Below are 26,217 nucleotides of genomic sequence, written 5' to 3' on the forward strand. Positions count from 1 at the left end.
GGTCTTCCACTCAGTTGTTGGGGCGAATCATCGCGCACTGGTGTGGCTGCTCGGCCTGGGTCGCATCCACATAGCGCACGGTCCTGAAGCCATAGCCTGAGGCCTCGTTGTCGAAGCGCACGCCGGGCGTGCCCGCCTTGCGCATCACGCTGACGTAGAGCGGCTGGATGAACTGGTGGTCGGCAGCACGCATCACCCCTTGATGCACACCGCCCAAGGTACGGCCGTCATAGGTCAGGCCCTCCATCGCCCGGGCCACGGCCGCAGGTTCGACGCTCTTGGCGCGCTCCATGCCGGCCACCAGCACCTCGACCATCGCCTGCATGCGGGCGTGGACATAGTCGTCCTCAGGGCGCGGAAAGCGCTGACGGAAGCTCGCGTAGAAGGTGTCCGAGGCGGCCGTGCCGACGTTCGGATGCCATTCGGCCACGGCTAGCACGCGATCAACGCCTGCCTCGCCAATGGCCGCAGGCGCACCCAGGCCATTGCCGTAGAAAGTGAAGAAGCGCGCGTCCAGTCCGACCTCCTTGGCCGCCTTGATCAACAAGGTCAGGTCATTGCCCCAGTTGCCGGTCAGCACCGCCTGCGCGCCGCTGGCCTTGATCTTGTTCGCGTACGGGATGAAGTCCTTGATGCGGCCGATCGGATGAAGTTCATCGCCGACGATGGCGATGTCGGGCCGCTTGGCGGCGATCATCTCGCGGCCTTTTCTCAGCACATGCTGACCGAAGCTGTAGTCCTGGCCGATCAGGTAGATCTTCTTGATCTGGCTGTCGGTCCTCAGCACATCGGTCAGCGCGGCCAGCCGCATGTCCGCATGGGCATCGAAGCGGAAGTGCCAGAACGAGCATTTCTCGTTGGTCAACGCGGGATCGACGGCCGAGTAGTTGAGGAAGAGCGCGCGCTGCGCAGGCATGCGCTCGTTGTGCTTGTTCAGCGCGTCGATCAAGGCCGCCGCCGTGGCCGAGCTATTGCCCTGCAGCACATAGCCGGCCTTCTGGTCGATGGCGGCGCGCAGCACCGACAGCGCCTCCTCGGCATTGCCCTTGCTGTCGAAGCGCAGCAATTCCAAGGGCCGCGCACCGCCGGGCAGCTTGACGCCGCCGCGCTGATTGACACGCTCGGTGGCCCACAGCAGATTGCGGAACACCGCCTCACCCGCATTGGCAAAGGGGCCGGACAGGCCCTCGATCATGGCCAGCCGTATTGGCTCGGGCTGCGCTTGCGCATTGCCGCCGAGGCCCAGCAGGGCCAATGCAAGGGACGCCAGCGCGCGGCGGGTGAAGCGAGAAGTTGGAGTCATCTGAAGCGCAAAACCCTTGGGGGGCTTGAATACAAAAAAGCCGCTCCCAGGTATGCGGCATGGGCTGCAGCGGCTTTGGTTTCGACGCAGCGTTGTCTTGTTGTCATTGTAGGAGTCATCCATGTTTTTGCTTCCCGCTCGCCGTCATACGCCCGCCTTCTCTCGTTCGCTGGACCGTCTGTTTGACGACAGCTTCGACCGCTTTCTGAACGCTGCGGCCAAGGCCGAGCCCGTCGCTCCTGTGCGCACGCCGGCACTCGACGTGACCGAGACTGACACCGCCTATCTGGTGCAGCTGGACATGCCCGGCATCGCCAAGGAGCAGGTGAAGATCTCCATCGACGGCCGCCGCGTCAATGTCGAAACTGAGGTACTGCAAGCCACCGAGAAGAAGGACGAAGCCAAGGTGCTGTACCGCGAGCGCTCAAGCGCCAAGTACGCCCGCAGCCTGGTCTTGCCGACCGAGGTCAACCAGGCCGAATCGGTGGCCACGATGGAAGGCGGCGTGCTGACCTTGACCCTAACCAAGCGCCAGCCGGCCAGCGCATCGACCTTGAGCGTCAGCTGAGACTCAAGTCCCAGCGGGGCTTCACATCGAACGCCCCGCCCTGCTCCAGTTGCGCCTGGCCGCTTTGCAAGCGCATCGCGGCGGCCATGGCGATCATCGCGCCGTTGTCGGTGCACAAGTGCAGCTCGGGGTAGTGCACGCGAATGCCGCGCTTGGCGCAGGCCTTGTTGAGCTGCTCGCGCAGCTTGGCATTGGCACCCACGCCACCGGCCACGACCAGACGCTTGAGCCCTGATTCCTTCAGCGCCAGTAACGACTTGTGCACCAGCACCTCGACGATGGAGGCCTGAGTCGAGGCCGCCAGATCGGCGAGTTGCTGTGGTTCAGGTGAATCGCCCAGTTTCTTGATCTGGGTCAGCACGGCGGTCTTCAGGCCCGCAAAGCTGAAGTCCGGCTTGCCGCTTCGCAGCATCGGCCGCGGCAGGTCGAAGGCCCTCTCGTCGCCGTCTTGAGCCAGACGTGACAGATGCGGACCGCCCGGATACGGCAGGCCCATCAGCTTGGCGCTCTTGTCGAAGGCTTCGCCAGCGGCATCGTCAATCGTTTCGCCCAGCATCTCGTAGCTGCCGACCTGGTCCACGCGCATCAGCTGCGTGTGGCCACCGGAGACCAGCAGCGCGATGAACGGAAACTCGGGCGGATCGGCCGACAGGAACGGTGACAGCAGATGCCCTTCCAGGTGATGCACGCCCAGGGTCGGCTTGCCCAAGGCTGCGGCCATGGACACCGCCACGCCGGCACCGACCAGCAGGGCTCCGGCAAGACCCGGCCCCCGCGTGTAGGCGATGACATCGATCTCGCTCAGCGCCATGCCGGCCTCGGCCAGCACCTGGCGCGTCAGCGGCAGCACGCGGCGGATATGGTCGCGCGAGGCCAGCTCGGGCACCACGCCGCCGTAGGCCTGGTGCATGTCGATCTGGCTGTGCAGCGCCTGTGCAATCAGCGTCGGCGTGCCCTGCGGCTGCACATCAACGAGCGCCACACCGGTTTCGTCGCAGGACGATTCGAAGCCCAGAACCCTCATGGCCGACTCAGTGACCTTCCTTGGCGTGGTTGATCGAGTACTTCGGTATCTCTATCGTCACATCGGTCTGCGACAGGATGGCCTGGCAGCTCAGCCGCGAATTGGGCTCCAGGCCCCAGGCGCGGTCCAGCAGGTCCTCCTCGCTGTCATCCATCTCGCCCAGTGAGTTGAAGCCCTCGCGCACGATCACATGGCAGGTGGTGCAGGCGCAGACCATGTCGCAGGCATGCTCGATCGCGATGCCGTTCTCGAGCAGCGCCTCGCAGATGCTGGTGCCGCCGTCGGCCTTGATGCTGGCGCCGTCCGGGCAGTACTCGCTGTGCGGCAGAATTTTGATGATGGGCATGGCGCTACCTTCCGGAGTACATCAGATTTGTTCGACGTTGCGGCCGGTCAGGGCCTGGCGTATGCCACGGTTCATCCGCTCGGCGGCAAAGGCCTCGGTGCCTTTGGCCAGCGCCTCGACGGCCGTATCGATGGCGGCGTTGTCCTCACCGGCCTCGACCTGGCTCAGCGCCGTCAGCAGAGACTCGATCGCTTCGAGCTCATCGGGTGCGAGCAGATCGCCATCGACCTCCAGCGCCGAGCGTGTGGCCAGACGCATGCGCTCGGCCTCGACCTGGGACTCGCGCAGCGCGCGGATCTTCATATCGGTCTCGGCGGTGGCGAAGCTGTCGCGCAGCATGGTCGCTATTCTGTCGTCGGACAGGCCATAGCTGGGCTTGACCACGATCTTAGCTTCGACGCCCGACACCGTTTCCTTGGCGAACACGCTCAGGAGACCATCGGCATCGACCTGGAAGGTGACCCGGATACGCGCAGCACCGGCCACCATGGGCGGAATTCCGCGCAGTTCGAAGCGGGCCAGCGACCGGCAATCGGACACCAGCTCGCGCTCACCCTGCACCACATGCAGGGCCATCGCTGTCTGGCCGTCCTTGAAGGTGGTGAAGTCCTGCGCCTTGGCCACCGGAATCGTCGCATTGCGTTCGATGATGCGCTCGACCAGGCCGCCCATCGTCTCCAGCCCCAGCGACAGCGGGATCACGTCCAGCAACAGGATGTCGCCATTGGCGGCATTGCCGGCCAGCTGATTGGCCTGGATCGCGGCGCCCAGTGCCACCACCTCGTCAGGATTCAGATTGGTCAGCGGCGTCTTGCCGAACAGGTCGCCCACTGCCGTCTGAACGCAGGGCATGCGGGTCGAGCCGCCGACCATCACCGTGCCCTGCACATCGCCGACCTTCAGTTTGGCGTCGCGCAGCACGCGCTTCACGGCCGACAGGGTGCGATCGACCAGCGGCTTGGCCAGCACTTCGAACTGTTCACGGGTCAGCTCGACGGCAAGCTCGCCCTCGTCCAGCGGACTGCGCAGCCAGACGCTTGCCTGATTCGACAAGGCTTCCTTGGCCGCCCGAGCCGCGACCAGCACCGCTCGCTTGTCGTGCGCGCTGCTGATGCTGCGGCCGGCCTGGGCCAAGGCCCAATCGGCCAGCGCGCGGTCGAAGTCATCGCCGCCCAACGCCGAGTCACCACCAGTGGCCACGACCTCGAACACGCCGCGGCTCAGACGCAGCAGCGAGATGTCGAAGGTGCCGCCGCCGAGGTCATAGACCGCATAAAGGCCTTCGCTGGCGTTGTCCAGGCCATAGGCGATCGCCGCGGCCGTGGGCTCGTTGATCAGGCGCAGCACGTTCAAACCGGCCAGCTTGGCCGCGTCTTTGGTCGCCTGGCGCTGGGCGTCGTCGAAATAGGCCGGCACGGTGATCACGGCGCCGAACAGATCGTCGTTGAACGTGTCTTCGGCGCGGAAGCGCAGCGTGGCCAGGATCTCGGCCGAAACCTCGACCGGCGACTTCAGGCCATCCCGCGTGTGCAGGCCCAGCATGCCTTCGCTGTCCTCGAAGTGGTAGGGCAGCTGCTTGCGCTCGGTGATATCGCGCAGCGCACGGCCCATGAAACGCTTGACCGAAACAATGGTGTTCTCGGGATCCTGCGCCTGCTGCTCCAGAGCCTCCTGGCCAATCTGGCGGCGGCCCTCGCCGAGGTAGCGCACGGCCGAAGGCAGGATCAGGCGACCGGCGGCGTCGGGCAGGCACTCGGCCACGCCGTTGCGCATCGCCGCCACCAGCGAATGGGTCGTGCCCAGGTCGATGCCAACGGCATAGCGGCGCTGGTGCGGGTCGGGCGACTGCCCGGGTTCGGATATCTGTAGCAGGGCCATAAAACTCTCAGGATTCCAACTGTTCCAAGCGCCGATTGATGTCTTCGCGGAAGCGGGTGATAAACATCAGAGCGCGCACCTCGGCCGAGGCCGCCTCGGCATCGCCCTGCTCATCCAGCAGCTTGCCAATGTGCTCTTGCAAGGCGCGCTCGCGTTTCAGTACCTCGTCGTCCAGTGCCTCGACCTCGGCCGCGTCCGAGGCTTCATCCAGCGCCTCGCGCCATTCCATCTGCTCCATCAGAAAGCTCGCGGGCATCGCGGTGTTGTTCTCTGCATTGATAGGCGCACCCAGCAACTCGCACAGGTAAGCGGCTCGGGACAAGGGATCGCGCAGGCGGCGGTGCGCCTCGTTGACGCGCACGGCCCACTGCATCGCAAGACGCTGCGACGCGCCCCCCACGGCGGCAAAGCGGTCGGGATGGACCTCGGACTGCAATGCCTTCCAGCGCTGGTCGATGTTCTCCCTGTCCTGCGCGAAGGTGCGCGGCAGGTCGAACAGGGCAAAGTCGTCGTCGTCGAGTTTCATGTCCAGCTTTGTATCGAAGCCAAAGTACCCAAGAAAAAGGCGCGGCCAACAGCCGCGCCTTTGATCAGCGAGGCGAGACTTTACACGCGGAACGATTCGCCGCAGCCGCAGCGGTCTTTCTCACGCGGGTTGTAGAACTTGAAGCCTTCGTTCAAGCCCTCGCGCACGAAGTCCAGCTCGGTGCCGTCCAGATAGGGCAGGCTCTTCGGGTCGATCAGGACCTTGACGCCATGGCCCTCGAAGATCACATCCTCGGGCGCCACGTCATCGGCATACTCCAGCTTGTAGGCCAGGCCGGAGCAGCCGGTCGTCTTGACGCCCAGGCGCACGCCCACGCCCTTGCCGCGCTTGGTGATGTAGCGCGACACATGGCGGGCCGCCGCTTCGGTCAGAGTGACTGCCATTGCTTGCCGCCCGCTCAGTGCGAATGCTTGGCGCGGTAATCGTCCACCGCCGCCTTGATGGCGTCTTCGGCCAGGATCGAGCAGTGGATCTTCACCGGCGGCAGGGCCAGTTCTTCGGCGATCAAGGTGTTCTTGATCTCCAAGGCCTGGTCCAAGGTCTTGCCCTTGACCCATTCGGTGACCAGCGAGCTCGACGCAATCGCCGACCCGCAGCCATAGGTCTTGAACTTCGCGTCTTCGATCAGGCCGGTGGCCGGATTGACCTTGATCTGCAGCTTCATCACGTCGCCGCAGGCCGGCGCGCCGACCATGCCGGTGCCTACCGTGTCGTCACCCTTTTCGAAGTTGCCGACGTTGCGGGGGTTTTCGTAGTGATCAACGACTTTTTCGCTGTATGCCATGATTTTTCTCCTGGTCTGCGCCGCTCAATGAGCAGCCCATTGAATCGTGCTGATGTCGATGCCGTCCTTGTACATATCCCACAAGGGCGAGAGCTCGCGCAGCTTGGCGACGCGGTCTTTCAAGGTGCTGACGGCGTAGTCGATCTCTTCGACCGTGGTGAAGCGGCCGATCGTCATGCGCAGGGATGAATGCGCCAGCTCGTCGCTGCGGCCCAGTGCTCGCAGCACATAGCTGGGCTCCAGACTGGCAGAGGTGCAGGCCGAGCCGGACGACACGGCAATACCCTTCACGCCCATGATCAGCGACTCGCCCTCGACATAGTTGAACGAGATGTTCAGGTTGTGTGGCACGCGACGCTCAAGGTCGCCATTGACGAACACCTGTTCGATGCCGCTCAGGCCGTCCAGCAGGCGCTTGTGCAGCATGCGGATGCGCTCGATCTCGGTACCCATTTCCAGCTTGGCCAGGCGAAAGGCCTCGCCCATGCCGACGATCTGGTGCGTGGCCAAGGTGCCAGAACGCATGCCGCGCTCGTGGCCGCCACCGTGCATCTGCGCCTCTAGGCGCACGCGGGGCTTGCGGCGCACGAATAGCGCGCCGATGCCCTTGGGGCCATAGGTCTTGTGCGAGGCCAGGCTCATCAGATCGACGGGCAGCTGGGTCACGTCGATCACGACCTTGCCGGTGGCCTGGGCCGCATCGACGTGGAAGATGATGCCCTTCTCTCGGCAAATATTGCCGATCGCCGTGATGTCCTGGATCACACCGATCTCGTTGTTGACGAACAGCACCGAGACCAGGATGGTGTCGGGCCGTAGCGCGGCCTTGAACTTGTCCAGGTCCAGCAGGCCGTTGGCTTCGACATCTAGGTAGGTGACATCAAAGCCCTGGCGCTCCAACTCGCGGCAGGTGTCCAGCACCGCCTTGTGCTCGGTCTTCAGGGTGATGATGTGCTTGCCACGGGTCTTGTAGAAATGCGCCGCGCCCTTGATGGCCAGATTGATCGACTCGGTGGCGCCCGAGGTCCAGACGATCTCGCGCGGGTCGGCGTGGATCAGGCTGGCAACTTCCTCGCGGGCCTTCTCGACGGCCGCTTCCGCTTCCCAGCCCCAGGCGTGGCTGCGCGAGGCGGGGTTGCCGAAATGCTCATTCAGCCAGGGCACCATGACGCTGACGACGCGCGGATCCACCGGCGTGGTCGCACCGTAGTCCATATAGATCGGGAAATGAGGAGTCATGTCCATGCGGTGAATACTTTTTGGAGAGGATTACTTCGTGAAGGCATTGCCCAACGCGAACACCGAGTTCGGCGCGGTGATGCGGATCGGCTTGAGCACGGGTTGCGAGGAGATGGCCCGCTTGATCGGCGACTCCTCTATCGTCACGCCCTTGGACAGCTGGTCATCGACCAGCTTCTTCAGCGAGACGGAGTCGAGGTACTCGATCATCTTGGCGTTCAGGCTGGTCCACAGCTCGTGCGTGATGCAGCGCCCGGTGTCTTCGCCCATGCAGTTCTCTTTGCCGCCACAGCCGGTGGCGTCGATAGGCTCATCGACGGCGACGATGATGTCGGCCACGGTGATCTCGCTGGACTTGCGGCCCAGCGAATAGCCGCCGCCAGGGCCGCGCGTGCTTTCCACCAGTTCGTGGCGGCGCAGCTTGCCGAACAGCTGCTCCAGATAGGACAGGGAAATCTGCTGGCGTTGGCTGATGGCCGCCAGGGCGACCGGGCCATTGTTCTCGCGCAGTGCCAAATCGATCATCGCGGTGACCGCAAAACGACCTTTGGTGGTGAGACGCATACAAAACTCCTTTGGCCTTGTGGGCCTCTGGGTAAACCCCTGCGGGTTGACCCGGATCTAAACTCCCTCGCCAGGGCTCTTGGAGTACACGGGTTAACCCGTGGCAATGTCCGAGCGATTAAGTCAATTATAACAGAGTCCGACTAATTTAGTCGGCATTAGCTCTGTGGCGCCTCTGGACCCTGCCCACGGGGCGTCAGCGGCCCGGGCGTGCGGTTGAAATCGGCACGATGTTGTCGTGCGCACTGCCGCCAAATGCGCGCTCACGCAGCTGGGCCAATTGATCTCGCACCCGGGCGGCCTTCTCGAACTCCAGATTGTGGGCGTGCTCCAGCATCTGCTTTTCTAGCAGGGTGATGCGCTTGCTGAGGTCTTTCTCGGACAGCTCCTCAAGCTCCAGACCGCTGGCACCGAGCAGTTTCTGATCGTCTCGCCCCGACTTCTCGGAGTAGACGCCGTCGATCATGTCGCGCACCTTCTTCTGCACGCTGCGCGGCGTGATGCCATTGGCCTCATTGAAGGCGATCTGCTTGTTGCGACGGCGCTCGGTCTCGCCGATGGCCTTCTTCATCGACTCGGTCATGCGGTCGGCATAGAGAATGGCCCTGCCGTTCAGATTGCGGGCCGCGCGGCCTATGGTCTGCACCAGCGAGCGCTCGGCGCGCAGGAAACCCTCCTTGTCGGCGTCCAAGATGGCGACCAGCGAGACCTCGGGGATGTCCAGGCCCTCGCGCAGCAGGTTGATGCCCACCAGCACATCGAACAGGCCCAGGCGCAGATCGCGCAGGATCTCGACCCGCTCGACCGTGTCCACGTCCGAATGCAGATAGCGCACCTTGACGCCGTTGTCGCTGAGGTAGTCGGTCAGCTGCTCTGCCATGCGCTTGGTCAAGGTGGTGATCAGCACCCGTTCGTTGATCTCGACACGCAGCCGTATCTCCTGCAGCACGTCGTCCACCTGGCGGGTGGCCGGTCGCACCTCGACCACAGGATCGACCAGACCAGTGGGACGCACCACCTGCTCCACCACCTGGCCGGTGTTGTCGTTCTCGTAGTTGCCGGGCGTGGCCGAGACGAAAATAGCCTGGCGCATCTTGCGCTCGAACTCCTCGAACTTCAGCGGCCGGTTGTCCAACGCGCTGGGCAGGCGAAAGCCATACTCGACCAGCGTGGTCTTGCGCGCCTTGTCGCCGTTGTACATGCCGCTGAACTGGCCGATCAGCACATGGCTTTCATCGAGCAGCATGATGGCGTCAGGCGGCAGATAGTCCACCAGCGTGGGCGGCGGATCGCCCGGGTTGGCACCCGATAGATGCCGCGTGTAGTTCTCGATGCCCTTGCAGTGACCCACCTCCTGCAGCATTTCCAGGTCGAAGCGGGTGCGCTGCTCGATGCGCTGGGCCTCGACCAGCTTGCCCTCCGCAACGAACTGCGCCGAGCGGTCGCGCAATTCCTGCTTGATGCCGTCCATCGCCGCCAGCACGCGCTCGCGCGGCGTCACGTAATGGCTGCTGGGGTAGACGGTGAAGCGCGGGATCTTCTGGCGGATCTTGCCGGTCAGCGGGTCGAACAGCTGCAGCGCCTCGATCTCGTCGTCGAACAGCTCGATGCGGATGGCCAGCTCGGAGTGCTCAGCCGGGAACACATCGATGGTGTCGCCACGCACGCGGAAGGCACCACGCGAAAACTCGGTCTCGTTGCGGGTGTATTGCATCCGTATCAACTGGGCGATCACGTCGCGCTGGCCCATCTTGTCGCCAACGCGCAGTGTCATCACCATCTGGTGATAGTCCGCAGGGTTGCCGATACCGTAGATCGCGCTGACCGAGGCCACGATCACCACATCGCGCCGCTCCAGCAGGCTCTTGGTGCAGCTCAGGCGCATCTGCTCGATGTGCTCGTTGATCGCGCTGTCCTTCTCGATGAACAGGTCGCGTTGCGGCACATAGGCCTCGGGCTGGTAGTAGTCGTAGTAGCTGACGAAGTATTCGACCGCGTTCTTCGGGAAGAACTCGCGGAACTCGCTGTACAGCTGGGCCGCCAGGGTCTTGTTCGGCGCGAACACGATCGCCGGCCGGCCCAGACGGGCGATCACATTGGCCATCGTGAAGGTCTTGCCAGAGCCGGTCACGCCCAGCAGGGTCTGGAAGCTCAGGCCGTCGTTGACACCTTCGACGAGCTGCTGGATGGCCGTCGGCTGGTCACCCGCCGGCGGGTAGGGCTGGAACAGCTCGAATGGCGAATCGGGGAAGGAAACGAACTCGCCCTCGACGGCAGGCGCGGGGGCAACAACATCATCAAGCATGGCGACTCCGGGGGAACCCGTAGAATTCTGGGCAGCCCGCCAGCGTAACCGAAGGCGGCGCTGCCTTCAAATCACCCACCCGCCGAGTAACCCCCATGTCCTTGTTTGCCGCCGTCGAACTCGCTCCCCGTGACCCCATCCTGGGCCTGAACGAACAATTCAATGCCGATCCGAACCCCAACAAGGTCAATCTGGGCGTCGGCGTCTATTTCGACGAGAACGGCAAGCTGCCCTTGCTGAAATGCGTGGCCGAGGCGGAGCGTCAGATGCAGGAAGCCGCCAAGCCACGCGGCTATCTGCCGATCGACGGCATCGCCGCCTATGACAAGGCCGTGCAGGGCCTGGTGTTCGGTGCCGACCATCCCGTGCTGGCCGCTGGCCGCGTGGCCACCGTGCAGGCCGTGGGCGGCACCGGAGGCCTCAAGGTCGGTGCCGACTTCCTGCAGACGCTGAACCCCAAGGCCAAGGTGCTGATCTCCGATCCGAGCTGGGAGAACCACCGCGCGCTGTTCACCAATGCCGGCTTCGCCGTCGAGAACTACCCCTACTACGACGCCGAGGCCCGTGGCATCAAGGTCCAGGCGATGCTGGACGCGCTGAGCGCCGCCGCGGCAGGCACCATCGTGGTGCTGCACGCCTGCTGCCACAACCCGACCGGCTACGACCTGACGCCTGCGCAGTGGGATGCCGTGGTCGCCACCGTCAAGGCGCGCGGCCTGGTGCCCTTCCTGGACATGGCTTACCAGGGCTTCGGTCAGGGCATCAAGGAGGACGGCGCCGTCGTCCATCAATTCCTTGACGCCGGCCTGTCCTTCTTCGTCGCGACCTCGTTCTCGAAGAGCTTCTCACTGTACGGCGAGCGCGTTGGCGCCCTGAGCGTGGTCTGCGAGAACAAGGACGAGACCGCCCGCGTGCTGAGCCAGCTGAAGATTGCCATCCGCACCAACTATTCGAACCCGCCCACCCATGGCGCCCAGGTCGTGGCCACCGTGCTGACCACGCCCGAGCTGCGCGCGCAGTGGGAGCAGGAGCTGGCCGGCATGCGCGTGCGCATCCGCGAGATGCGCGTTGCGCTGGTCGAGCAGTTGAAGGCCGCGGGCGTCACTCAGGACATGAGCTTCGTGACGCGCCAGCAAGGCATGTTCAGCTACTCGGGCCTGAACCAGGCGCAGATGCAGCGCCTGCGTAGCGAATTCGGCGTCTATGGAGTGGATTCAGGCCGCATCTGCGTGGCCGCGCTGAACCAGCACAATATCGGCGGCGTTGCCCGCGCAATGGCGGCCGTGATGGCTGGCTGACAGCCCGAAACGCGGCAGAAGGCCTGAATTTGGGCGAACAGCGACCGGAATCAGTGGCGGAATAGGCAATTTGGGGGTAATCGCTAGGCTTGTGTAAGTTTGGCCGCGCCCTCAAGTTCCTAGAATGGTGCAACGCACAATATCGGCTCATGGCCATTGTGTCGAGCATCAGGATCGTCGTTTGCCAGACCTCTGGCAGCACATTGCCATAAGGGACTCACCATGCTGTACCAGCTCTATGAAACCCAACGCGCATTGATGAGCCCGTTCTCGGAGTTTGCCGCCGCCACCGCCAAGCTCTACGACCATCCGCTGTCGCCTTTCGCGCATACGCCGCTGGCCCAGCGCATATCGGCCGGCTGTGACTTGGCCCATCGACTAGCCAAAGACTACGAGAAGCCCGAGTTCAACATCAAGTCCATCAATGTGGACGAGGTGGAGGTCGCCGTCCAGGAACGCATCGCGCTGACCAAGCCCTTTTGCCGCCTGCTGCGCTTCAAGCGCTTCACCGACGACCTGAACGTGCTGGCCCGCATGAAGGATCAGCCCACCGTGCTGGTCGTGGCGCCGCTGTCCGGCCACCACTCGACCCTGCTGCGAGACACCGTGCGCGCCCTGCTGCGCGACCACAAGGTCTTCATCACCGACTGGACGGACGCCCGCATGGTGCCCGCCGAGGCTGGCGCCTTCCATCTGGACGACTACATCGAATACGTGCAGGAGTTCATCCGCCTGGTCGGAGCCGACGCCCACGTGATCTCGGTCTGTCAGCCCACCGTGCCGGTGCTGGCCGCGATCTCGCTGATGGCTTCCAATGGCGAGGCGACGCCACGCACGATGACGATGATGGGCGGCCCCATCGACGCCCGCAAGAGCCCCACGGCCGTCAACAACCTGGCCATGAACCGCAGCTTCAGCTGGTTCGAGAACAACGTCATCTACCGCGTGCCGACCAACTTCCCGGGCAATGGCCGCCGCGTCTATCCCGGCTTCCTGCAGCACACCGGATTTGTGGCAATGAACCCGGACCGCCATCTGAGCTCGCATTACGACTACTTCCTCGACCTGGTGCGCGGTGACGATGACAGCGTCGACTCGCACCGCGAGTTCTACGACGAATACAACGCGGTACTGGACATGCCGGCCGAGTACTACCTGGACACCATCAAGACGGTGTTCCAGGACTTCGCCCTGGTCAACGGCACCTGGGAAGTCAAGGGCCAATTGGTGCGTCCGCAGGACATCACCGGCACCGCGCTGCTGACGGTCGAAGGCGAGCTGGATGACATCTCCGGCGCCGGCCAGACCCGCGCCGCCCATGGCCTTTGTTCGGGCATCGCCACGGAGCACCAGTTCCACTACGACGCCGAGGGCGCCGGCCACTACGGCATCTTCTCGGGCCGCCGCTGGCGCGAGAAGGTCTATCCCCATGTGCGCGACTTCATCCAGCGTTATGAGGAGTCCGCCCGTGCCGGAGAGGAAGCCGCGGCCGTGGTCAACAAGGCCGCAGCGAAGCCCGCGGTGTCCGAGCCGAAGAAGGCGCGCCGCAGCGCCCAACCGAAGGCCTGATGACCGCAGCGCTGACCCGGGAGTCTCTGGTCGAGGCCATAGACAAGGCCTTGCCGCAGACCCAGTGCACGCGCTGCGGCTATATCGATTGCCGGGCCTATGCCCAGGCGGTGGCCGCCGGTGAGGCGCAGATCAATCAATGCCCGCCCGGCGGACAGGAAGGGGTGCAACGCCTGGCAGCCCTGACCGGCCGCCGTGCGCTGCCGCTGAACCCCGTCAACGGGGTTGAGGGCCCGCGTCAGCTCGCCATCATCGACGAGGCCTGGTGCATAGGCTGCACGCTGTGCATCAAGGCCTGTCCGGTGGATTGCATCGTCGGCGCCGCCAAGCAGATGCATGTCATCGTCAACGATCAATGCACGGGCTGCGAGCTGTGCATCCCAGCCTGCCCGGTGGACTGCATCTCGATGCAGCCGGTCACGCCGGGGCTGAGTGGCTGGCGGGCCTGGAGCGCCGACCAGGCCACGCAGGCGCAAGACCGCTACGAGTTCCGCCAGCTGCGACTGGAACGCGCCAAGAGCGACAACACCGAACGGCTGCTGGCCAAGGCCGAGGCAAAGCTGGCCGATGTGGCGGCGGCCTCCCGGCTGACCGACGCCGATGCCCTGGAGAAGAAGCGCGCCGTGATCCAGGCCGCGATCGCCCGCGCCAAGGCGCAGCGCCGTTAAGCTTGGCAGCCATGAACTCCAGCCAGATCCAGACCTTTTTCGAGACCTTGAAACGGGTCAACCCCAGCCCGCAGACCGAGCTGGAGTACACCAATGTGTTCGAGCTGCTGGCCGCGGTGCTGCTGTCGGCCCAGGCCACCGATGTCGGTGTCAACAAGGCCACGCGGCGGCTGTTTCCGGTCGCCAACACGCCGGCCAAGATGCTGGCGCTGGGCGTCGAGGGCCTGAGCGGCTACATCAAGACCATAGGCCTGTACCCGACCAAGGCCAAGAACCTGATCGCCACCTGCCGCATCCTGGTCGAGCAGCATGGCGGCAAGGTGCCGGGCACACGCGAGGCGCTGGAGGCCTTGCCCGGGGTCGGGCGCAAGACGGCCAATGTCGTGCTCAACGTTGCCTTCGGCCAGCCGACGATGGCCGTGGACACGCATATCTTCCGCGTCTCCAACCGCACCGGCCTGGCGCCGGGCAAGAACGTGGTGGCCGTCGAGCAGGGCCTGATGAAGCGCGTGCCAGCCTATTATCTGGTCGATGCCCACCACTGGCTGATACTGCATGGCCGCTACGTCTGCCAGGCGCGCAAGCCACAATGCCCACGCTGCGCGGTCGCCAGTTGCTGCGACTTCCCCGACAAGACCCGCGACTGATACGCCCCTCCCCGCGGTGGGCACATAGAATGCCATTGCGCCCCCTCCAATCAGACCACGCCATGCCAACTCTTAACGACCTCACCGAACGGGTGGAACGCTTGCTGTTGCGCCACGACGAGTTGAAGCGCACCAATGAGTTGCTGCGCAATGAACTGGCCAGCGTCAACCATGAGCGAGACAACCTGAAGTCGCGGCTGGCGGCGGCCCGTGCGCGCATCGACGCGCTGCTGGAGCGCTTGCCGGTGGAACCGGTTGATGACGGAAAGGTCGGCCAATGAAACAGATGGAAGTCACCATCATGGGCCAGGGCTATGTCCTGGGCTGCCCCGAGGGCGGCGAAGTTGCGCTGCAGAAGGCCGTGGCCAGCGTCGATCAGGAGATGAGCGCGATACGCGACGCCGGCCGGGTTAAGGCGCGCGAGCGCATTGCCGTGCTGGCAGCGCTGAACCTGGCCTATCAGCTGGTGGAGCGGCCCGAGGCCAGCCAGAGCCCAACGGTTGCGGCCGTTGGCAACGCTGCATCCGAGCTACCGGAATTGGAAGAACTGATACGCCGCGTCGACGAGGCACTGGGCCACGACGGACAGTTGCTCTGATTCATGCACCCGGGTATGCGCGCAGGCCAGGCTTTGCAAGCACTATTTCAAGGCTTTTTCCTACGGGGTCATCGGGCCTGACCCCTTCCCCGCCGTAGAATTCAACCGTCCACTGCGTTCGTGAGAGCTTTATATTTCCTTGACCGATGCTCTTTGAGCAGGGGCTTGGAACATCGTTTGGCTGGTGTGATCGTCTCGCGTCAGATGAACCCGAAGTCAGACTGACCTCGCCCACCTGAACCCCAGGTTCAGGAATGCGGCTCTTGGCTCGTGGTGGACACCTTTCACATCCCTGCCCTCGTCGGACCATGAACTACTGGTTGATGAAAAGCGAGCCCGACGAGTGCTCGATAGACACGCTGGCCCAGGCGCCCGCGCAAACCGTTCCATGGATAGGCGTGCGCAACTACCAGGCCCGCAACTTCATGCGCGACGGGATGCGCCTCGGCGACGGCGTGCTGTTCTATCACTCGTCATGCCCCGAGCCTGGCATCGCCGGCCTGGCCGAGGTGTCAGGTCTTGCCTATCCGGACGCGAGCCAGTTCGACGCTCAAAGCCCCTACTTCGACCCCAAGTCCACGCCAGAAGCGCCGCGCTGGCTGAACGTCGATGTGCGGTACGTGCGCAAGACGGCCCTGCTGTCGCTCAAACAGATGCGCGCCAGCCCCACACTGGCGAGCCTGCGCGTGCTGCATGCCGGCAACCGCCTGTCTATCACGCCCGTCACGGCGCAAGAGTGGCAGGCCGTGCTCGCCCTTCTGGAGACCTTGTGAATATTGATTTGACGCTGCTGATCGAACTGCTGGCCCTGGGTTTGTGCACCGGCTTTCTGGCCGGCCTGCTGGGCATAGGCGGCGGCATGCTGATGGTGCCCTTCCTGACCTTCATCCTGACGCAACGTGGCGTCAGCGCCGATCTGGCCGTCAAGATGGCCATCGCCACTTCGATGGCGACGATTCTGTTCACCTCGATCTCCAGCGTGCGCGCCCACCACAAGCGCGGCGCCGTGCGCTGGGATCTGGTCAAGGGGCTGGCCCCGGGCATTGTGCTGGGCGGATTGATTGCCGGCGCCGGCGTGTTCGCGGCACTCAAGGGCAGCTGGCTGGCCCTGGTGTTTGCCGTGTTCGTGGCCTTCTCCGCCACGCAGATGCTGCTCAACAAGAAGCCGGCCCCGAGCCGGCAGATGCCTGGCATGGCGGGCCAGCTGGGCGCCGGCAGCGGCATCGGCTTCATTTCGGGCCTGGTCGGCGCCGGCGGCGGTTTCATCTCGGTGCCCTTCATGACCTGGTGCAATGTATCCATGCACAACGCCGTGGCCACCAGCGCCGCTTTAGGCTTTCCGATCGCGCTGGCCAACACCTTTGGCTATGTGGTGGGCGCTCGCAATATGGCCAATCCGCTGCCCGGCAGCTTCGGCTATCTCTACCTGCCGGCCCTGGTGGTGATCGCCTTGGCCAGCGTCAGCATGGCACCGCTGGGGGTGAAGGCCGCCCATGCGCTGAACGTGGCGCAGCTGAAGCGCGTGTTTGCCGGCCTGCTCTATCTGCTGGCCGCCTACATGCTCTACAAGGGCCTGGCCTAGGGGTTGCGGGCCGAATCAGACCGGCTCGAAGCGTATCGTCGCCAGGGCCACATGATTGCCGCCCCGGCGCTGGGCATCCTGCAGCGCCAACTCGCTGGCCTGCATCAACTCTTCCTGGCTGGAGGCCGTGTGCGGGAAGCTTGCCACGCCCATCGACACCGACATGCCCAGATCCTGCCCCTGCAGCACAACGATCTGGCTGGCGCATTGCCGGCGCAGTTGCTCCATACGGGCATGGGCCGTGGCCAAACCCACGCCCGACAGCAGCACGGCGAACTGTTCGTCGCCAACACGGCAGGAGGCATCCATCGCCCGGGTGTTGTTGCGCAGCAGCCGCCCCAATCCTTCGAGCAGGCTCAGGTGCGCCATCTCACCCAAGGCCGCCGCTGCCGCACTGGGCGGGTCAAGGGCGATCAACACCAAGGCAAACTCGCGATGTTCGCGGGTGGACAGATCGACCTCCCGGCGCAGTTGGTCTTCAAACTGCGCACGCAGATAGAGGCCTGTGGTCGCATCCCTGCCGCTGCCCAGCTGCAACTCCCGCCGCATCTGCTCGTTGGCGGCCTGCTGCTGCTCCAACTGCTCCAGCGCGCGCTTGAGCAGAGCGTCCTGTAGCCGCTCCTGGGTGCGATTCACCCACACGGCGCCCAGATGGCCTGCGCCCAGTGGCAGCCGGGTGACGGTGAACTCGCGCTTGCGGCCATCGCGCTCCAACTTGTGTTCGCTCAGCACCTGCGAACGTTGGGCCAGCACAGCCTGCTCGGCCTTGCGCATGGCACTCGCCTCGTCGGGGCTCATCAACTCGGAATCGCTGGCGCCGAGCAACTGCTCCAGCGGACGGTCAAACAGCTGAGCTGCCCCTTCGCTGCCGAAGACATAGCGACCGGTCTGCACTGCCTTGACCAGCAGCACGCCCCCGGCTGCCTGGAGCAGGGCCTGCATCAGCGAGACGGCCTCGGCATTCTGCGAACCCATGGCGTCCAGCAGGGATGCCAGATCGTCCGTGGTCGTCGGGTGGTCAGTGCGCAGGCTTGCGAGGTGGTCCATTGAGTGTTTTCAACTTGGCAAAGCCGTTGGAATGGGTCTCGCAGGGGGATGCTCTATGTTCCTGCGCCCGTCCCAGCAGTTCAAGTGCCAAAGGGCTTTCTGTAACGGTTCCCCCCTAAATTGAAGGCAACAGAGCGATGGTATCCAAGCCCTGCAAGGTTTCAGCCCGCAAAAGGGGTGCATTTGGGAAAAGTTTGAAAACCCGGCCTCGAGCGTGCGAAATGCAATGCTTTTGCCGGATTTTGGCATTCTGCAATTGCTTGACAGGCACGCTGAGCGGCGCGATCGAGGCCTTTGCTCGGGCGGTTGAAGGGGGCCTGATAATCAGGCGATGCGAATGATCCATCAATCCCGGCCAAAGTTCCCGTTCTCCTGTTTGCAGGTCCGACTGAACCATGACCCGGTTTGATCTGGTCGTGGTCGGTGCCGGCGCTGCCGGCCTGTTTTGCGCAGGCATCGCCGGCCAGCGCGGCCTGCGCGTGCTGCTGATCGATCACGCCGACAAGCTGGCCGAAAAGATACGCATCTCCGGAGGCGGACGGGCGAACTTCACCAATCGCGAAGCCGCGCCGGCCAACTTCCTGTCCGAAAACCCAAACTTCTGCCGCTCGGCCCTGGCCCGCTACACGCCGGCCGACTTCGTGGCCCTGGTGCAGCGTCATGGCATTGCCTTCCATGAAAAACACAAGGGTCAGCTGTTCTGCGACCACTCGGCCGAGCAACTGATCGCCATGCTGCTGAGCGAATGCGAACAGGGCGGCGTGCAACGCTGGCAACCCTGTCGTGTGGCCGCGGTGCGCAAGACCGAGGCCGGCTTCGAGCTCGACACTGACCGCGGCGCCGTGCAGTCCACCCGCGTGGTGGTGGCAACTGGCGGCCTGTCGATCCCCAAGATCGGCGCCAGCGACTGGGGCCACCGACTGGCCCAGCAGTTCGGCCATCGCATCGTGCCGCTGCGCCCGGGCCTGGTGCCGCTGACCTTCGCTCCGGCGGCCTGGGGGCCTTTTTCCAATCTGGCGGGCCTGTCCCTGGATGTGGAGGTCAGCACCGGCAAGGGCAAGGCGCGGGGCCATTTTGTCGAGGATTTGCTGTTCACCCACCGCGGCCTCAGTGGCCCGGCGATTCTGCAGATTTCGAGTTTCTGGGCCGAGGGCCAGCCGCTGACGATAGATTTGGCGCCCAACCAGGATCTTGCAGCAATGCTGTTGGCCGCCAAGTCCACCTCGCGCCGGCAGCTCGGCAACGAGCTGGCGGCCCACCTGCCCCAGCGTCTGGCCCAGGCCTGGCTGGAGTTGCAGCGGCTCGACGCCAGTCTGGCCATGCCACAGGCCAAGGACAGGGATCTGCAGGCCCTGGCCCAGCGCCTGCGCGCCTGGGAGCTGCAGCCCGATGGCACCGAGGGCTACCGCAAGGCCGAGGTCACCTTGGGCGGCGTGGACACCCGCGAGCTGAGCTCGCAAAGCATGGAGAGTCAGAAGGTGCCTGGACTGCATTTCATCGGCGAGGTGGTGGATGTCACCGGCTGGCTGGGCGGCTACAACTTCCAGTGGGCCTGGGCCAGCGCGGCGGCCTGCGCTCGCGCCCTGCCCCTGCCTGCGCAGTGAGTTCCTGGCTGCGCCCAGTGGCTCATCTTGGCAATAGTGCAAAAACAGGGCTATAATCCCGCTCTTTGCTGGCAAACCCCGCGCGTCGATTCGGAAGCGGATTCCGGAAATTCCGCTTTATGGTAGAAAACCTACCGAGCGAACACCGAGCGCACAACTGAAGGATTTCCCTTTTCATGACCACGATTCGCGTCAAAGAGAACGAGCCGTTCGACGTCGCACTGCGCCGCTTCAAGCGCACCATTGAAAAACTGGGTCTGCTGACCGAACTGCGCGCACGCGAGTTCTATGAAAAGCCCACCGCTGAACGCAAGCGCAAGAAGGCAGCCGCCGTCAAGCGCCACTTCAAGCGCGTGCGCAGCATGCAGCTGCCCAAGAAGCTGTACTGATTCGTCAGCGCTTCACGCAGAATAAAGCCCGCACGGGACGCCGTGGCGGGCTTTTTCTTTGCCTGCGCGTCCTCGACATAGCACCTGAAAGCACACCATGAGCCTGAAAGACCAAGTCACCGAAGACATGAAGAACGCGATGCGCGCCAAGGACAGCGCCCGCCTCTCCACCATCCGTTTGCTGCTGGCCGCGGTCAAACAAAAAGAGGTCGATGAGCGAGTGGTCGTCGATGACGCGGCGCTGATCGCCATCGTCGACAAGCTGATCAAGCAGCGCAAGGACTCGATCAGCCAATTCAGCGCCGCCGGTCGCCAGGACCTGGCCGACAAGGAAAGCGCCGAGCTGCTGGTACTGGAAGCCTATCTGCCGCAGCGCCTGAGCGCCGCCGAGATCGACGCGGAAGTGGCCGCCATCGTGGCTGGCTTGGGCCTCAGTGGGCCTGGCGCCATGGGCAAGGTGATGGGCGAGGTCAAGGCCAAGTTGGCCGGCAAGGCCGATATGGGCCTGGTCTCGGCGGCCGTCAAGAAGGCACTCAGCAACTGACAGGCCCGGTTTGAGCATGCAAGTCACTATCAATCGAATCGCCGCCGACGTCTGCGTCGCCCCACAGTTGGACGCTGCGGCCATGCAGGCGCTGGCCGATCAGGGCTTCAAGAGCGTGATCAACAACCGCCCTGACTTCGAGGGCGGACCGGATCAACCGACCAGCGCGCAGATGGAAGCGGCGGCCCATGCCGCGGGCCTGCAGTATCGCTACCTACCCGTCAACGGCGCCTATCAGTCCCCCGAGGAGATTGCACAGTTCGGGGCACTGCTGGACAGCCTGCCCCGCCCCATTCTGGCGTTCTGCCGCTCGGGTGCCCGCTCGACCAAGCTGTACGCGGCGGCGACTCAGCGCTGAGCCGATCGTTCGCCAGCGCCCGACCTAGGACTTCCCCTAGGTCGGGTCATCGTTAAGGCTGCATTCAGTCCCTGGCTCTTACATTCCGACATGGCAGGCCGCTGTGCGCACGACAGCGCGGCCTTCGACCATGACAACAAGCAAGTACCCAGGAGATATTGGTGTCGCCACTACTCAAACTGTCTGCCCTCATTGACGGGCTGAATCGATTCATAGGCCGCTGGGTGATCTGGCTGGTGCTGGCCTCCACCGTCATCAGCGCCGTCAACGCCATCGTGCGCAAGGTCTTCAACTACAGCTCGAATGCCTTTCTCGAGGTGCAGTGGTACCTGTTCGCGGCCTCCTTCCTGCTCGCGGCCGGCTACACGCTGCTGAACAACGAGCATGTGCGCATCGACGTGATTGTTGGCCGCTTCTCCAAGCGGGTGCAGATGTGGGTGGATGTGTTCGGCTTCGTCGTCTTCCTGATGCCCGTGTGCCTGACCATCCTGTACCTGGGCATTCCGTTCTTCCTGCAGGGCTACCACTCGAATGAGATGTCGTCGAATGCCGGCGGCCTGATCCTGTGGCCGGTCTATGCGCTGATACCGCTGGGCTTTGGCCTGCTGATGCTGCAGGGCATCAGCGAGTTGATCAAGCGTCTGGCGTTTCTGCAGGGTCTGATCGAGGATCCGACGAAAAAAGCGGTGGCCATGACGGCCGAAGAAGAACTTGCCGAGGCGATCCGCCAGCAGGCAGAAAAGTCGAAAGCCTGAGGGAGCGCCACACATGGAATTCATTGCTGCCAATCTGGCCCCCATCATGTTTGCGGGGCTGGTCGTGTTCTTGCTGATGGGTTTTCCGGTGGCCTTCAGCCTCGGTGCCTGTGGCCTGTTCTTCGGTTTCATCGGCATTGAACTGGGGGTGCTGCCGGCCTCGCTGATGCAGGCGCTGCCTTTGCGGATCTTCGGCATCATGCGCAACGACACCCTGCTGGCCATTCCCTTCTTCACCCTGATGGGGCTGATATTGGAACGCTCCGGCATGGCCGAGGATCTGCTCGACACGATCGGCCAGCTGTTCGGTCCGATCCGCGGCGGCCTGGCCTTCGCGGTCATCTTTGTCGGCGCGCTGCTGGCGGCCACCACCGGCGTGGTCGCCGCCTCGGTGATCTCGATGGGCCTGATCTCGCTGCCCATCATGCTGCGCTATGGCTATGACCGACGGGTGGCCAGCGGCGTGATTGCCGCTTCGGGCACCCTGGCGCAGATCATCCCGCCCTCTCTGGTGCTGATCATCCTGGCCGACCAGCTGGGCAAGAGCGTCGGCGATATGTACAAGGGCGCCTTCCTGCCCGGCTTCATCCTGACCGGCCTGTATGTGGCCTACATCATCGGTGTGGCCATCTTCAAGCCCCAGTGGGTACCGGCACTGCCGCTGGAGGCCCGCTCGATCCGCGAGGACAACGGCAAGAGCGGTCTGCTGTCGCTGGGCCTGCTGGCACTGGCCTCAACGTCCGCAGCGGTCTACTTCGGCCAGCACTATGCTGAGGTGGTGAGCTATTTCAAAGGCGAAGTCGTGGCCAGCGTGCCGACCGATGAAACCATTGTCGTGGCCATGTCGGTGGGCGTCGGCCTGGCCTTCATCGCCTCGGTGCTCAACAAGCTGCTGCGCCTGGGCCTGCTGTCGAAGATGGCCGAGCGGGTGACCTTTGTGCTGATCCCTCCGCTGGCACTGATCTTCCTGGTGCTGGGCACGATCTTCCTGGGCATTGCCACGCCCACCGAGGGTGGCGCCATGGGGGCGCTGGGTGCCTTCCTGATGGCCCTGGCGCGCGGCCGTATCTCGTACAAGCTGATGGTGCAGGCACTGACCTCGACCACCAAGCTGGCCTGCTTCGTGGTCTTCATCCTGATCGGCTCGACGATCTTCAGCCTGTCCTTCCAGGGAGTTGACGGCCCGGTCTGGGTCGAGCACCTGCTGACCGGCCTGCCGGGTGGCCAGATCGGCTTCCTGATCTTCGTCAATATCCTGATCTTCGTGCTGGCCTTCTTCCTGGACTTCTTTGAACTGTCGTTCATCGTCGTGCCGCTGCTGGCTCCGGTGGCAGAGAAGCTGGGCATCGACCTGATCTGGTTCGGCGTGCTGCTCGGCGTGAACATGCAGACCTCGTTCATGCATCCGCCATTCGGCTTCGCGCTGTTCTATCTGCGCAGCGTGGCACCGGCCAGCGACTACATCGACAAGCTCACCGGCCGCACCATAGGCAAGGTCAGCACCGGCCACATCTACTGGGGTGCGGTGCCCTTCGTGCTGATCCAGATCGTCATGGTGGCGCTGATCATCGCCTTCCCGAACCTGGTTTCGGGCGGCCTGGGCAAGGCGGCCGACCTGGACACCAGCAATGTGGTGATCGAGGCCCAGCCGCAGAACACCGACCAGACCGAGATGGACGCCAACGCCCTGTTCGGTCCGGCCGGCGGCGCCTCGGCGCCGGCATCGGAGGTCAAGCCCTGAGCGGCCGAGGCGACGCGAGCCTCAATATGAACCGCGACCTGTGAAGGTCGCGGTTTCTTTTTTGCGGCGCCAAAAGAAGAGGGCCCCGAACGCTTCGGCGAACGGGGCCCGGAACCAGTAAGCAGAGCGGGGCACCAGGCCCCGTGGCTCAGCTCAGAGCTTTTGCGACTGCATGAAGTCGTCGAAGCCGGCTTCGGCAAAGCGGAACCACAGGTTCTGCTCGCGACGGAAGGCCGAGTAGTCCTCGTAGACCTTCTTCCAGTTCGGGTTCTTGGCCGACAGTTCGGCATAGACAGCCATCGACTCCTTGAAGGCCGCGTCCAGCACGTCCTTGGGGAAGCGGAACAGCTTGGAGCCACCGGCGACCAGCTGACGCAGTGCGGCCGGGTTCTTCGCGTCGTACTTGGCCTGCATATCGGTGTGAGCGACCGCGGTGGCCGCTTCGACGATTGCCTTGTACTCCGGCGTCAGCGCCTCGAACGCCTTGTTGTTGATGAAGAAGTCCAACTGCGGACCACCTTCCCACCAGCCAGGATAGTAGTAGTTCGGCGCAACCTTGTTGAAGCCCAGCTTCTGATCATCGTAAGGTCCCACCCACTCGGCGGCGTCGATGGTGCCCTTCTCCAGCGCCTGGTAGATCTCGCCACCGGGGATGTTCTGCGGCACGCCACCCATGCGCTCCAGCACGCGGCCGGCGAAGCCGCCGATGCGCATCTTCATGCCCTTGATATCGGCCAGGGACTTGATTTCCTTGCGGTACCAGCCACCCATCTGGGCGCCGGTATTGCCGCCCAGGAAGTTGACGATGTTGTACTGCTTGTAGAACTCGCGCATCAGCTTCAGGCCATTGCCCTCCACCATCCAGGCCGTCATCTGGCGGCTGTTCAGGCCGAAGGGGATGGCGCAGCCCAGGGCGAAGGTTTCGTCCTTGCCGAAGAAGTAGTACGGTGCCGTATGGGCCATCTCGACGGTGCCGTTCTGCACGCCGTCCACCACACCGAAGGCGGGCATCAGTTCGCCGCCGGCATGCACGGAAATCTGGAACTTGCCGCCAGTCATTTCCGAAACCTTCTTGGCGAACACATCGGATGCGCCAAAAATCGTGTCGAGGGACTTGGGAAAGCTCGAGGCCAGACGCCAGCGGATATTGGCCTGAGCGTGCACGACGGCAGGCGCGACACCGGCGGCCAAAACACCGGCCAGACCAGCTTGTTTAACAAAGGAACGGCGTTCCATCATGAGGGCACTCCTTGGGGGATGAAAACATTGAGCGAACCAGATTCTAGGGTTGCCCCGACCCGGACCTAGCGGGGAAAACCCAGGGCGAATAGCCGTTGCGAAGGCCTCAGCTGGGCCTGCGTTGTAAGCCTTCCGTCAGCTTCCGGCCAGCTTCATTTTTTCGATCAAAACGGAGCCTATGGTTTTGGTGCCGAGCGTGTAGCGATCGGCGCCAACGGCAACGATCTGCTTGAACATATCGGGCAGATTGCCGGCGATGGTGATTTCCTCCACGGGGTACTGGATGCGACCGTTCTCGACCCAGTAGCCGCTGGCGCCACGCGAGTAGTCGCCGGTCACGTAATTGACGCCCTGCCCCATCAGCTCGGTGACGAACAGGCCACGGTGCAGCTTGCGCAGCATCGCCTCCAGGTCATCGCCCGGCGCGGTCAGGCGGCTGGTCAGGCTCAGATTGTGCGAGCCGCCGGCATGACCCGTGGTGCGCAGGCCCAGCTTGCGGGCCGAATAGGTGGAGAGGAAGTAGCCCTGCACCACGCCGGCCTGGACAACGCTTCGTGCTCGGGTGATCACGCCCTCGTCATCGAACGGCGAGCTGCCCTTGCCCTTGAGCAGATGCGGATCCTCCGCCACATCGATGTGCGGGGCCAGCACCTGCTTGCCCACGCAGTCCACCAGAAAGGTCGCCTTGCGGTACAGCGCGCCACCGCTGGTGGCCTGCACATAGGCACCCAGCAGCCCGGCGGCCACGGTGGACTCGAACAACACCGGCACCTCGCCGGTGGGCACGCGGCGGGCCTTCAACCTGGAGAGCGCGCGCTCGGCAGCGTAGCGGCCCACGGCCTCGGGCGAGGCCAGCTCCTGCGCGTCGCGCATCGAGCTGTACCAGGCGTCGCGCTGCATGCCGTTGCCACGCCCGGCGATAGGTGCCACCGACAGCGAATGCCGCGAGCTGGCATAGCCACCGCGAAAGCCACGCGAATTGCCGGTGATGAAGTGAGACTGCTGCGCCGACACGCCGGCGCCTTCGGAATTGGTGATGCGCTTGTCGACGCCAAAGGCCGCGGCCTCGCAGCGCATGGCGATCCGGGCCGCCTCTTCGGCGGTAATCGCCCAGGGGTGGAACAGGTCCAGGTCAGGGCGCAACTTGGGGTCAAGGGCCAGGTCTTGATCGTCGGGCAGGCCGGCCATCTCGTCCTCGGCGGTGAAGCGGGCGATGTCGTAGGCCGCGCGCACCGTGTCTTCCAAGGCTTTACGCGAGAAGTCCGAGGTGCCGGCATTGCCGCGGCGCTGGCCCAGATAGACGGTCACGCCCAGCGATTTGTCGCGGTTGCGCTCGACGTTCTCCAGCTCGCCCTTGCGGGTCGACACCGACAGGCCCACGCCTTCGGAGGCCTCGGCCGCTGCGTCACTGGCGCCCAAGGTCTTGGCATAGGCCAGCGCATCGTCCACCAGCTGCTGGAACTGCGCGGGAGACCAGGCAAAGCCGCTGTCGGCACGCGAGGAAACGGGAGGGGTCTTCTTGGAGGGTCGTGACATGGTTGCCTGGGCAGCGATGGGATCAAGCGGCATCATACCCAGGGAGAACGTGGAAAAGCTCGCTTGGTATCATCCATCCCTCCC

At 64.1% G+C, this 26,217-nt stretch carries 28 protein-coding genes and 1 other RNA gene; 16 read left to right on the forward strand and 13 right to left on the reverse strand.

Features of this window, described 5'->3' with window-relative positions; translation table 11 throughout:
* Positions 1–10: 10 nt before the first annotated feature.
* Positions 11–1,303, reverse strand: a complete 1,293-nt coding sequence (locus tag DES47_RS04555) for a branched-chain amino acid ABC transporter substrate-binding protein (RefSeq protein ID WP_133699443.1) — start codon at positions 1,301–1,303, stop codon at positions 11–13.
* Positions 1,304–1,424: 121 nt separating this feature from the next.
* Between DES47_RS04555 and DES47_RS04560 the strand changes: the two genes are divergently transcribed.
* Complete coding sequence (locus tag DES47_RS04560) at positions 1,425–1,871, forward strand: Hsp20/alpha crystallin family protein (protein ID WP_133699444.1); 447 nt, start codon at positions 1,425–1,427, stop codon at positions 1,869–1,871.
* On the opposite strand, the gene tsaD is transcribed toward DES47_RS04560, so the two are convergent.
* From tsaD to uvrB, 9 genes are all read right to left on the reverse strand, one after another.
* Complete coding sequence (gene tsaD / locus DES47_RS04565) at positions 1,864–2,895, reverse strand: tRNA (adenosine(37)-N6)-threonylcarbamoyltransferase complex transferase subunit TsaD (protein WP_133699445.1); 1,032 nt, start codon at positions 2,893–2,895, stop codon at positions 1,864–1,866. The two genes, DES47_RS04560 and tsaD, sit on opposite strands and share 8 nt — an antisense overlap.
* Before the next feature lie 7 nt (positions 2,896–2,902).
* A complete protein-coding gene (gene fdx, locus DES47_RS04570) occupies positions 2,903–3,241 on the reverse strand; it encodes an ISC system 2Fe-2S type ferredoxin (RefSeq protein ID WP_133699446.1) in 339 nt (112 codons plus the stop codon).
* Positions 3,242–3,262: 21 nt separating this feature from the next.
* Positions 3,263–5,119: a Fe-S protein assembly chaperone HscA gene (gene hscA / locus DES47_RS04575; RefSeq protein WP_133699447.1), complete on the reverse strand. Its 1,857-nt coding sequence runs from the start codon at positions 5,117–5,119 to the stop codon at positions 3,263–3,265.
* 7 nt (positions 5,120–5,126) lie between these two features.
* The gene (gene hscB, locus DES47_RS04580; RefSeq protein ID WP_133699448.1) at positions 5,127–5,645 is read right to left on the reverse strand and encodes a Fe-S protein assembly co-chaperone HscB; all 519 of its coding nucleotides are present in this window, start codon (positions 5,643–5,645) and stop codon (positions 5,127–5,129) included.
* Positions 5,646–5,725: 80 nt separating this feature from the next.
* Positions 5,726–6,049, reverse strand: coding sequence for an iron-sulfur cluster assembly protein IscA (gene iscA / locus DES47_RS04585; protein ID WP_133699449.1), 324 nt, complete (start codon positions 6,047–6,049; stop codon positions 5,726–5,728).
* A 14-nt stretch (positions 6,050–6,063) separates the two neighbouring features.
* A complete protein-coding gene (iscU, locus tag DES47_RS04590) occupies positions 6,064–6,450 on the reverse strand; it encodes a Fe-S cluster assembly scaffold IscU (protein ID WP_133699450.1) in 387 nt (128 codons plus the stop codon).
* Positions 6,451–6,474: 24 nt separating this feature from the next.
* Positions 6,475–7,695, reverse strand: a complete 1,221-nt coding sequence (locus tag DES47_RS04595; protein WP_133699451.1) for an IscS subfamily cysteine desulfurase — start codon at positions 7,693–7,695, stop codon at positions 6,475–6,477.
* Positions 7,696–7,719: 24 nt separating this feature from the next.
* Complete coding sequence (gene iscR / locus DES47_RS04600; protein ID WP_133699452.1) at positions 7,720–8,253, reverse strand: Fe-S cluster assembly transcriptional regulator IscR; 534 nt, start codon at positions 8,251–8,253, stop codon at positions 7,720–7,722.
* Between the two features lie 196 nt (positions 8,254–8,449).
* Positions 8,450–10,558 carry an excinuclease ABC subunit UvrB gene (uvrB, locus tag DES47_RS04605; RefSeq protein WP_133699453.1) on the reverse strand — a complete coding sequence of 703 codons (2,109 nt, stop codon included), beginning with the start codon at positions 10,556–10,558 and terminating at the stop codon, positions 8,450–8,452.
* 95 nt (positions 10,559–10,653) lie between these two features.
* On the opposite strand from uvrB, the gene DES47_RS04610 reads away from it, so the two are divergent.
* The 9 genes from DES47_RS04610 to DES47_RS04645 all read left to right on the forward strand — a co-directional run bounded on the left by DES47_RS04610 (position 10,654) and on the right by DES47_RS04645 (position 16,920).
* Positions 10,654–11,856 carry an amino acid aminotransferase gene (locus DES47_RS04610; RefSeq protein WP_133699454.1) on the forward strand — a complete coding sequence of 401 codons (1,203 nt, stop codon included), beginning with the start codon at positions 10,654–10,656 and terminating at the stop codon, positions 11,854–11,856.
* 222 nt (positions 11,857–12,078) lie between these two features.
* The gene (locus tag DES47_RS04615; protein ID WP_133699455.1) at positions 12,079–13,425 is read left to right on the forward strand and encodes a polyhydroxyalkanoate depolymerase; all 1,347 of its coding nucleotides are present in this window, start codon (positions 12,079–12,081) and stop codon (positions 13,423–13,425) included.
* Positions 13,425–14,093, forward strand: coding sequence for an electron transport complex subunit RsxB (gene rsxB / locus DES47_RS04620; RefSeq protein WP_133699456.1), 669 nt, complete (start codon positions 13,425–13,427; stop codon positions 14,091–14,093). Before DES47_RS04615 ends, rsxB begins: the two co-directional genes overlap by 1 nt.
* Positions 14,094–14,104: 11 nt before the next feature.
* Entirely contained in the window at positions 14,105–14,740 is a 636-nt protein-coding gene (gene nth / locus DES47_RS04625) for an endonuclease III (protein ID WP_133699457.1), read from the forward strand.
* A gap of 62 nt (positions 14,741–14,802) precedes the next feature.
* Positions 14,803–15,021, forward strand: a complete 219-nt coding sequence (locus DES47_RS04630) for a DUF904 domain-containing protein (protein ID WP_133699458.1) — start codon at positions 14,803–14,805, stop codon at positions 15,019–15,021.
* Positions 15,018–15,338, forward strand: a complete 321-nt coding sequence (locus tag DES47_RS04635) for a cell division protein ZapA (protein ID WP_133699459.1) — start codon at positions 15,018–15,020, stop codon at positions 15,336–15,338. The genes DES47_RS04630 and DES47_RS04635 overlap by 4 nt, the downstream gene beginning before the upstream one ends.
* Before the next feature lie 106 nt (positions 15,339–15,444).
* Positions 15,445–15,619, forward strand: a non-coding RNA gene (ssrS, locus tag DES47_RS29705) — 6S RNA.
* A 27-nt stretch (positions 15,620–15,646) separates the two neighbouring features.
* Positions 15,647–16,111 (forward strand): EVE domain-containing protein, encoded by a 465-nt coding sequence (locus DES47_RS04640; protein WP_133699460.1) that lies wholly within the window; start codon positions 15,647–15,649, stop codon positions 16,109–16,111.
* A complete protein-coding gene (locus DES47_RS04645; protein ID WP_133699461.1) occupies positions 16,108–16,920 on the forward strand; it encodes a sulfite exporter TauE/SafE family protein in 813 nt (270 codons plus the stop codon). Before DES47_RS04640 ends, DES47_RS04645 begins: the two co-directional genes overlap by 4 nt.
* A 15-nt stretch (positions 16,921–16,935) precedes the next feature.
* Here the strand turns inward: DES47_RS04645 and DES47_RS04650 are convergent, their stop codons facing one another.
* Entirely contained in the window at positions 16,936–17,967 is a 1,032-nt protein-coding gene (locus tag DES47_RS04650) for a GGDEF domain-containing protein (RefSeq protein WP_243748153.1), read from the reverse strand.
* Between the two features lie 395 nt (positions 17,968–18,362).
* Between DES47_RS04650 and DES47_RS04655 the strand changes: the two genes are divergently transcribed.
* The 6 genes from DES47_RS04655 (at position 18,363) to DES47_RS04680 (ending at position 23,358) form a co-directional block, all read left to right on the forward strand.
* A complete protein-coding gene (locus DES47_RS04655) occupies positions 18,363–19,571 on the forward strand; it encodes a BaiN/RdsA family NAD(P)/FAD-dependent oxidoreductase (RefSeq protein WP_133699462.1) in 1,209 nt (402 codons plus the stop codon).
* Between the two features lie 176 nt (positions 19,572–19,747).
* The gene (gene rpsU / locus DES47_RS04660) at positions 19,748–19,960 is read left to right on the forward strand and encodes a 30S ribosomal protein S21 (protein ID WP_104301834.1); all 213 of its coding nucleotides are present in this window, start codon (positions 19,748–19,750) and stop codon (positions 19,958–19,960) included.
* 97 nt (positions 19,961–20,057) lie between these two features.
* Entirely contained in the window at positions 20,058–20,504 is a 447-nt protein-coding gene (locus tag DES47_RS04665; RefSeq protein WP_133699463.1) for a GatB/YqeY domain-containing protein, read from the forward strand.
* Between the two features lie 16 nt (positions 20,505–20,520).
* Positions 20,521–20,862, forward strand: coding sequence for a protein tyrosine phosphatase family protein (locus tag DES47_RS04670; protein WP_133699464.1), 342 nt, complete (start codon positions 20,521–20,523; stop codon positions 20,860–20,862).
* 161 nt (positions 20,863–21,023) lie between these two features.
* Positions 21,024–21,617: a TRAP transporter small permease subunit gene (locus DES47_RS04675; RefSeq protein WP_133699465.1), complete on the forward strand. Its 594-nt coding sequence runs from the start codon at positions 21,024–21,026 to the stop codon at positions 21,615–21,617.
* A gap of 13 nt (positions 21,618–21,630) precedes the next feature.
* Positions 21,631–23,358 (forward strand): TRAP transporter large permease, encoded by a 1,728-nt coding sequence (locus tag DES47_RS04680; RefSeq protein ID WP_133699466.1) that lies wholly within the window; start codon positions 21,631–21,633, stop codon positions 23,356–23,358.
* A 153-nt stretch (positions 23,359–23,511) separates the two neighbouring features.
* Here the strand turns inward: DES47_RS04680 and DES47_RS04685 are convergent, their stop codons facing one another.
* Together DES47_RS04685 and pmbA are read right to left on the reverse strand one after the other, a co-directional pair.
* Positions 23,512–24,594, reverse strand: a complete 1,083-nt coding sequence (locus tag DES47_RS04685) for a TRAP transporter substrate-binding protein (RefSeq protein ID WP_133699724.1) — start codon at positions 24,592–24,594, stop codon at positions 23,512–23,514.
* 138 nt (positions 24,595–24,732) lie between these two features.
* A complete protein-coding gene (pmbA, locus tag DES47_RS04690; protein ID WP_243748154.1) occupies positions 24,733–26,133 on the reverse strand; it encodes a metalloprotease PmbA in 1,401 nt (466 codons plus the stop codon).
* Positions 26,134–26,217: the final 84 nt, after the last annotated feature.

The organism is Roseateles toxinivorans (genome assembly GCF_004362525.1).
Lineage (GTDB): Bacteria > Pseudomonadota > Gammaproteobacteria > Burkholderiales > Burkholderiaceae_C > Paucibacter > Paucibacter toxinivorans.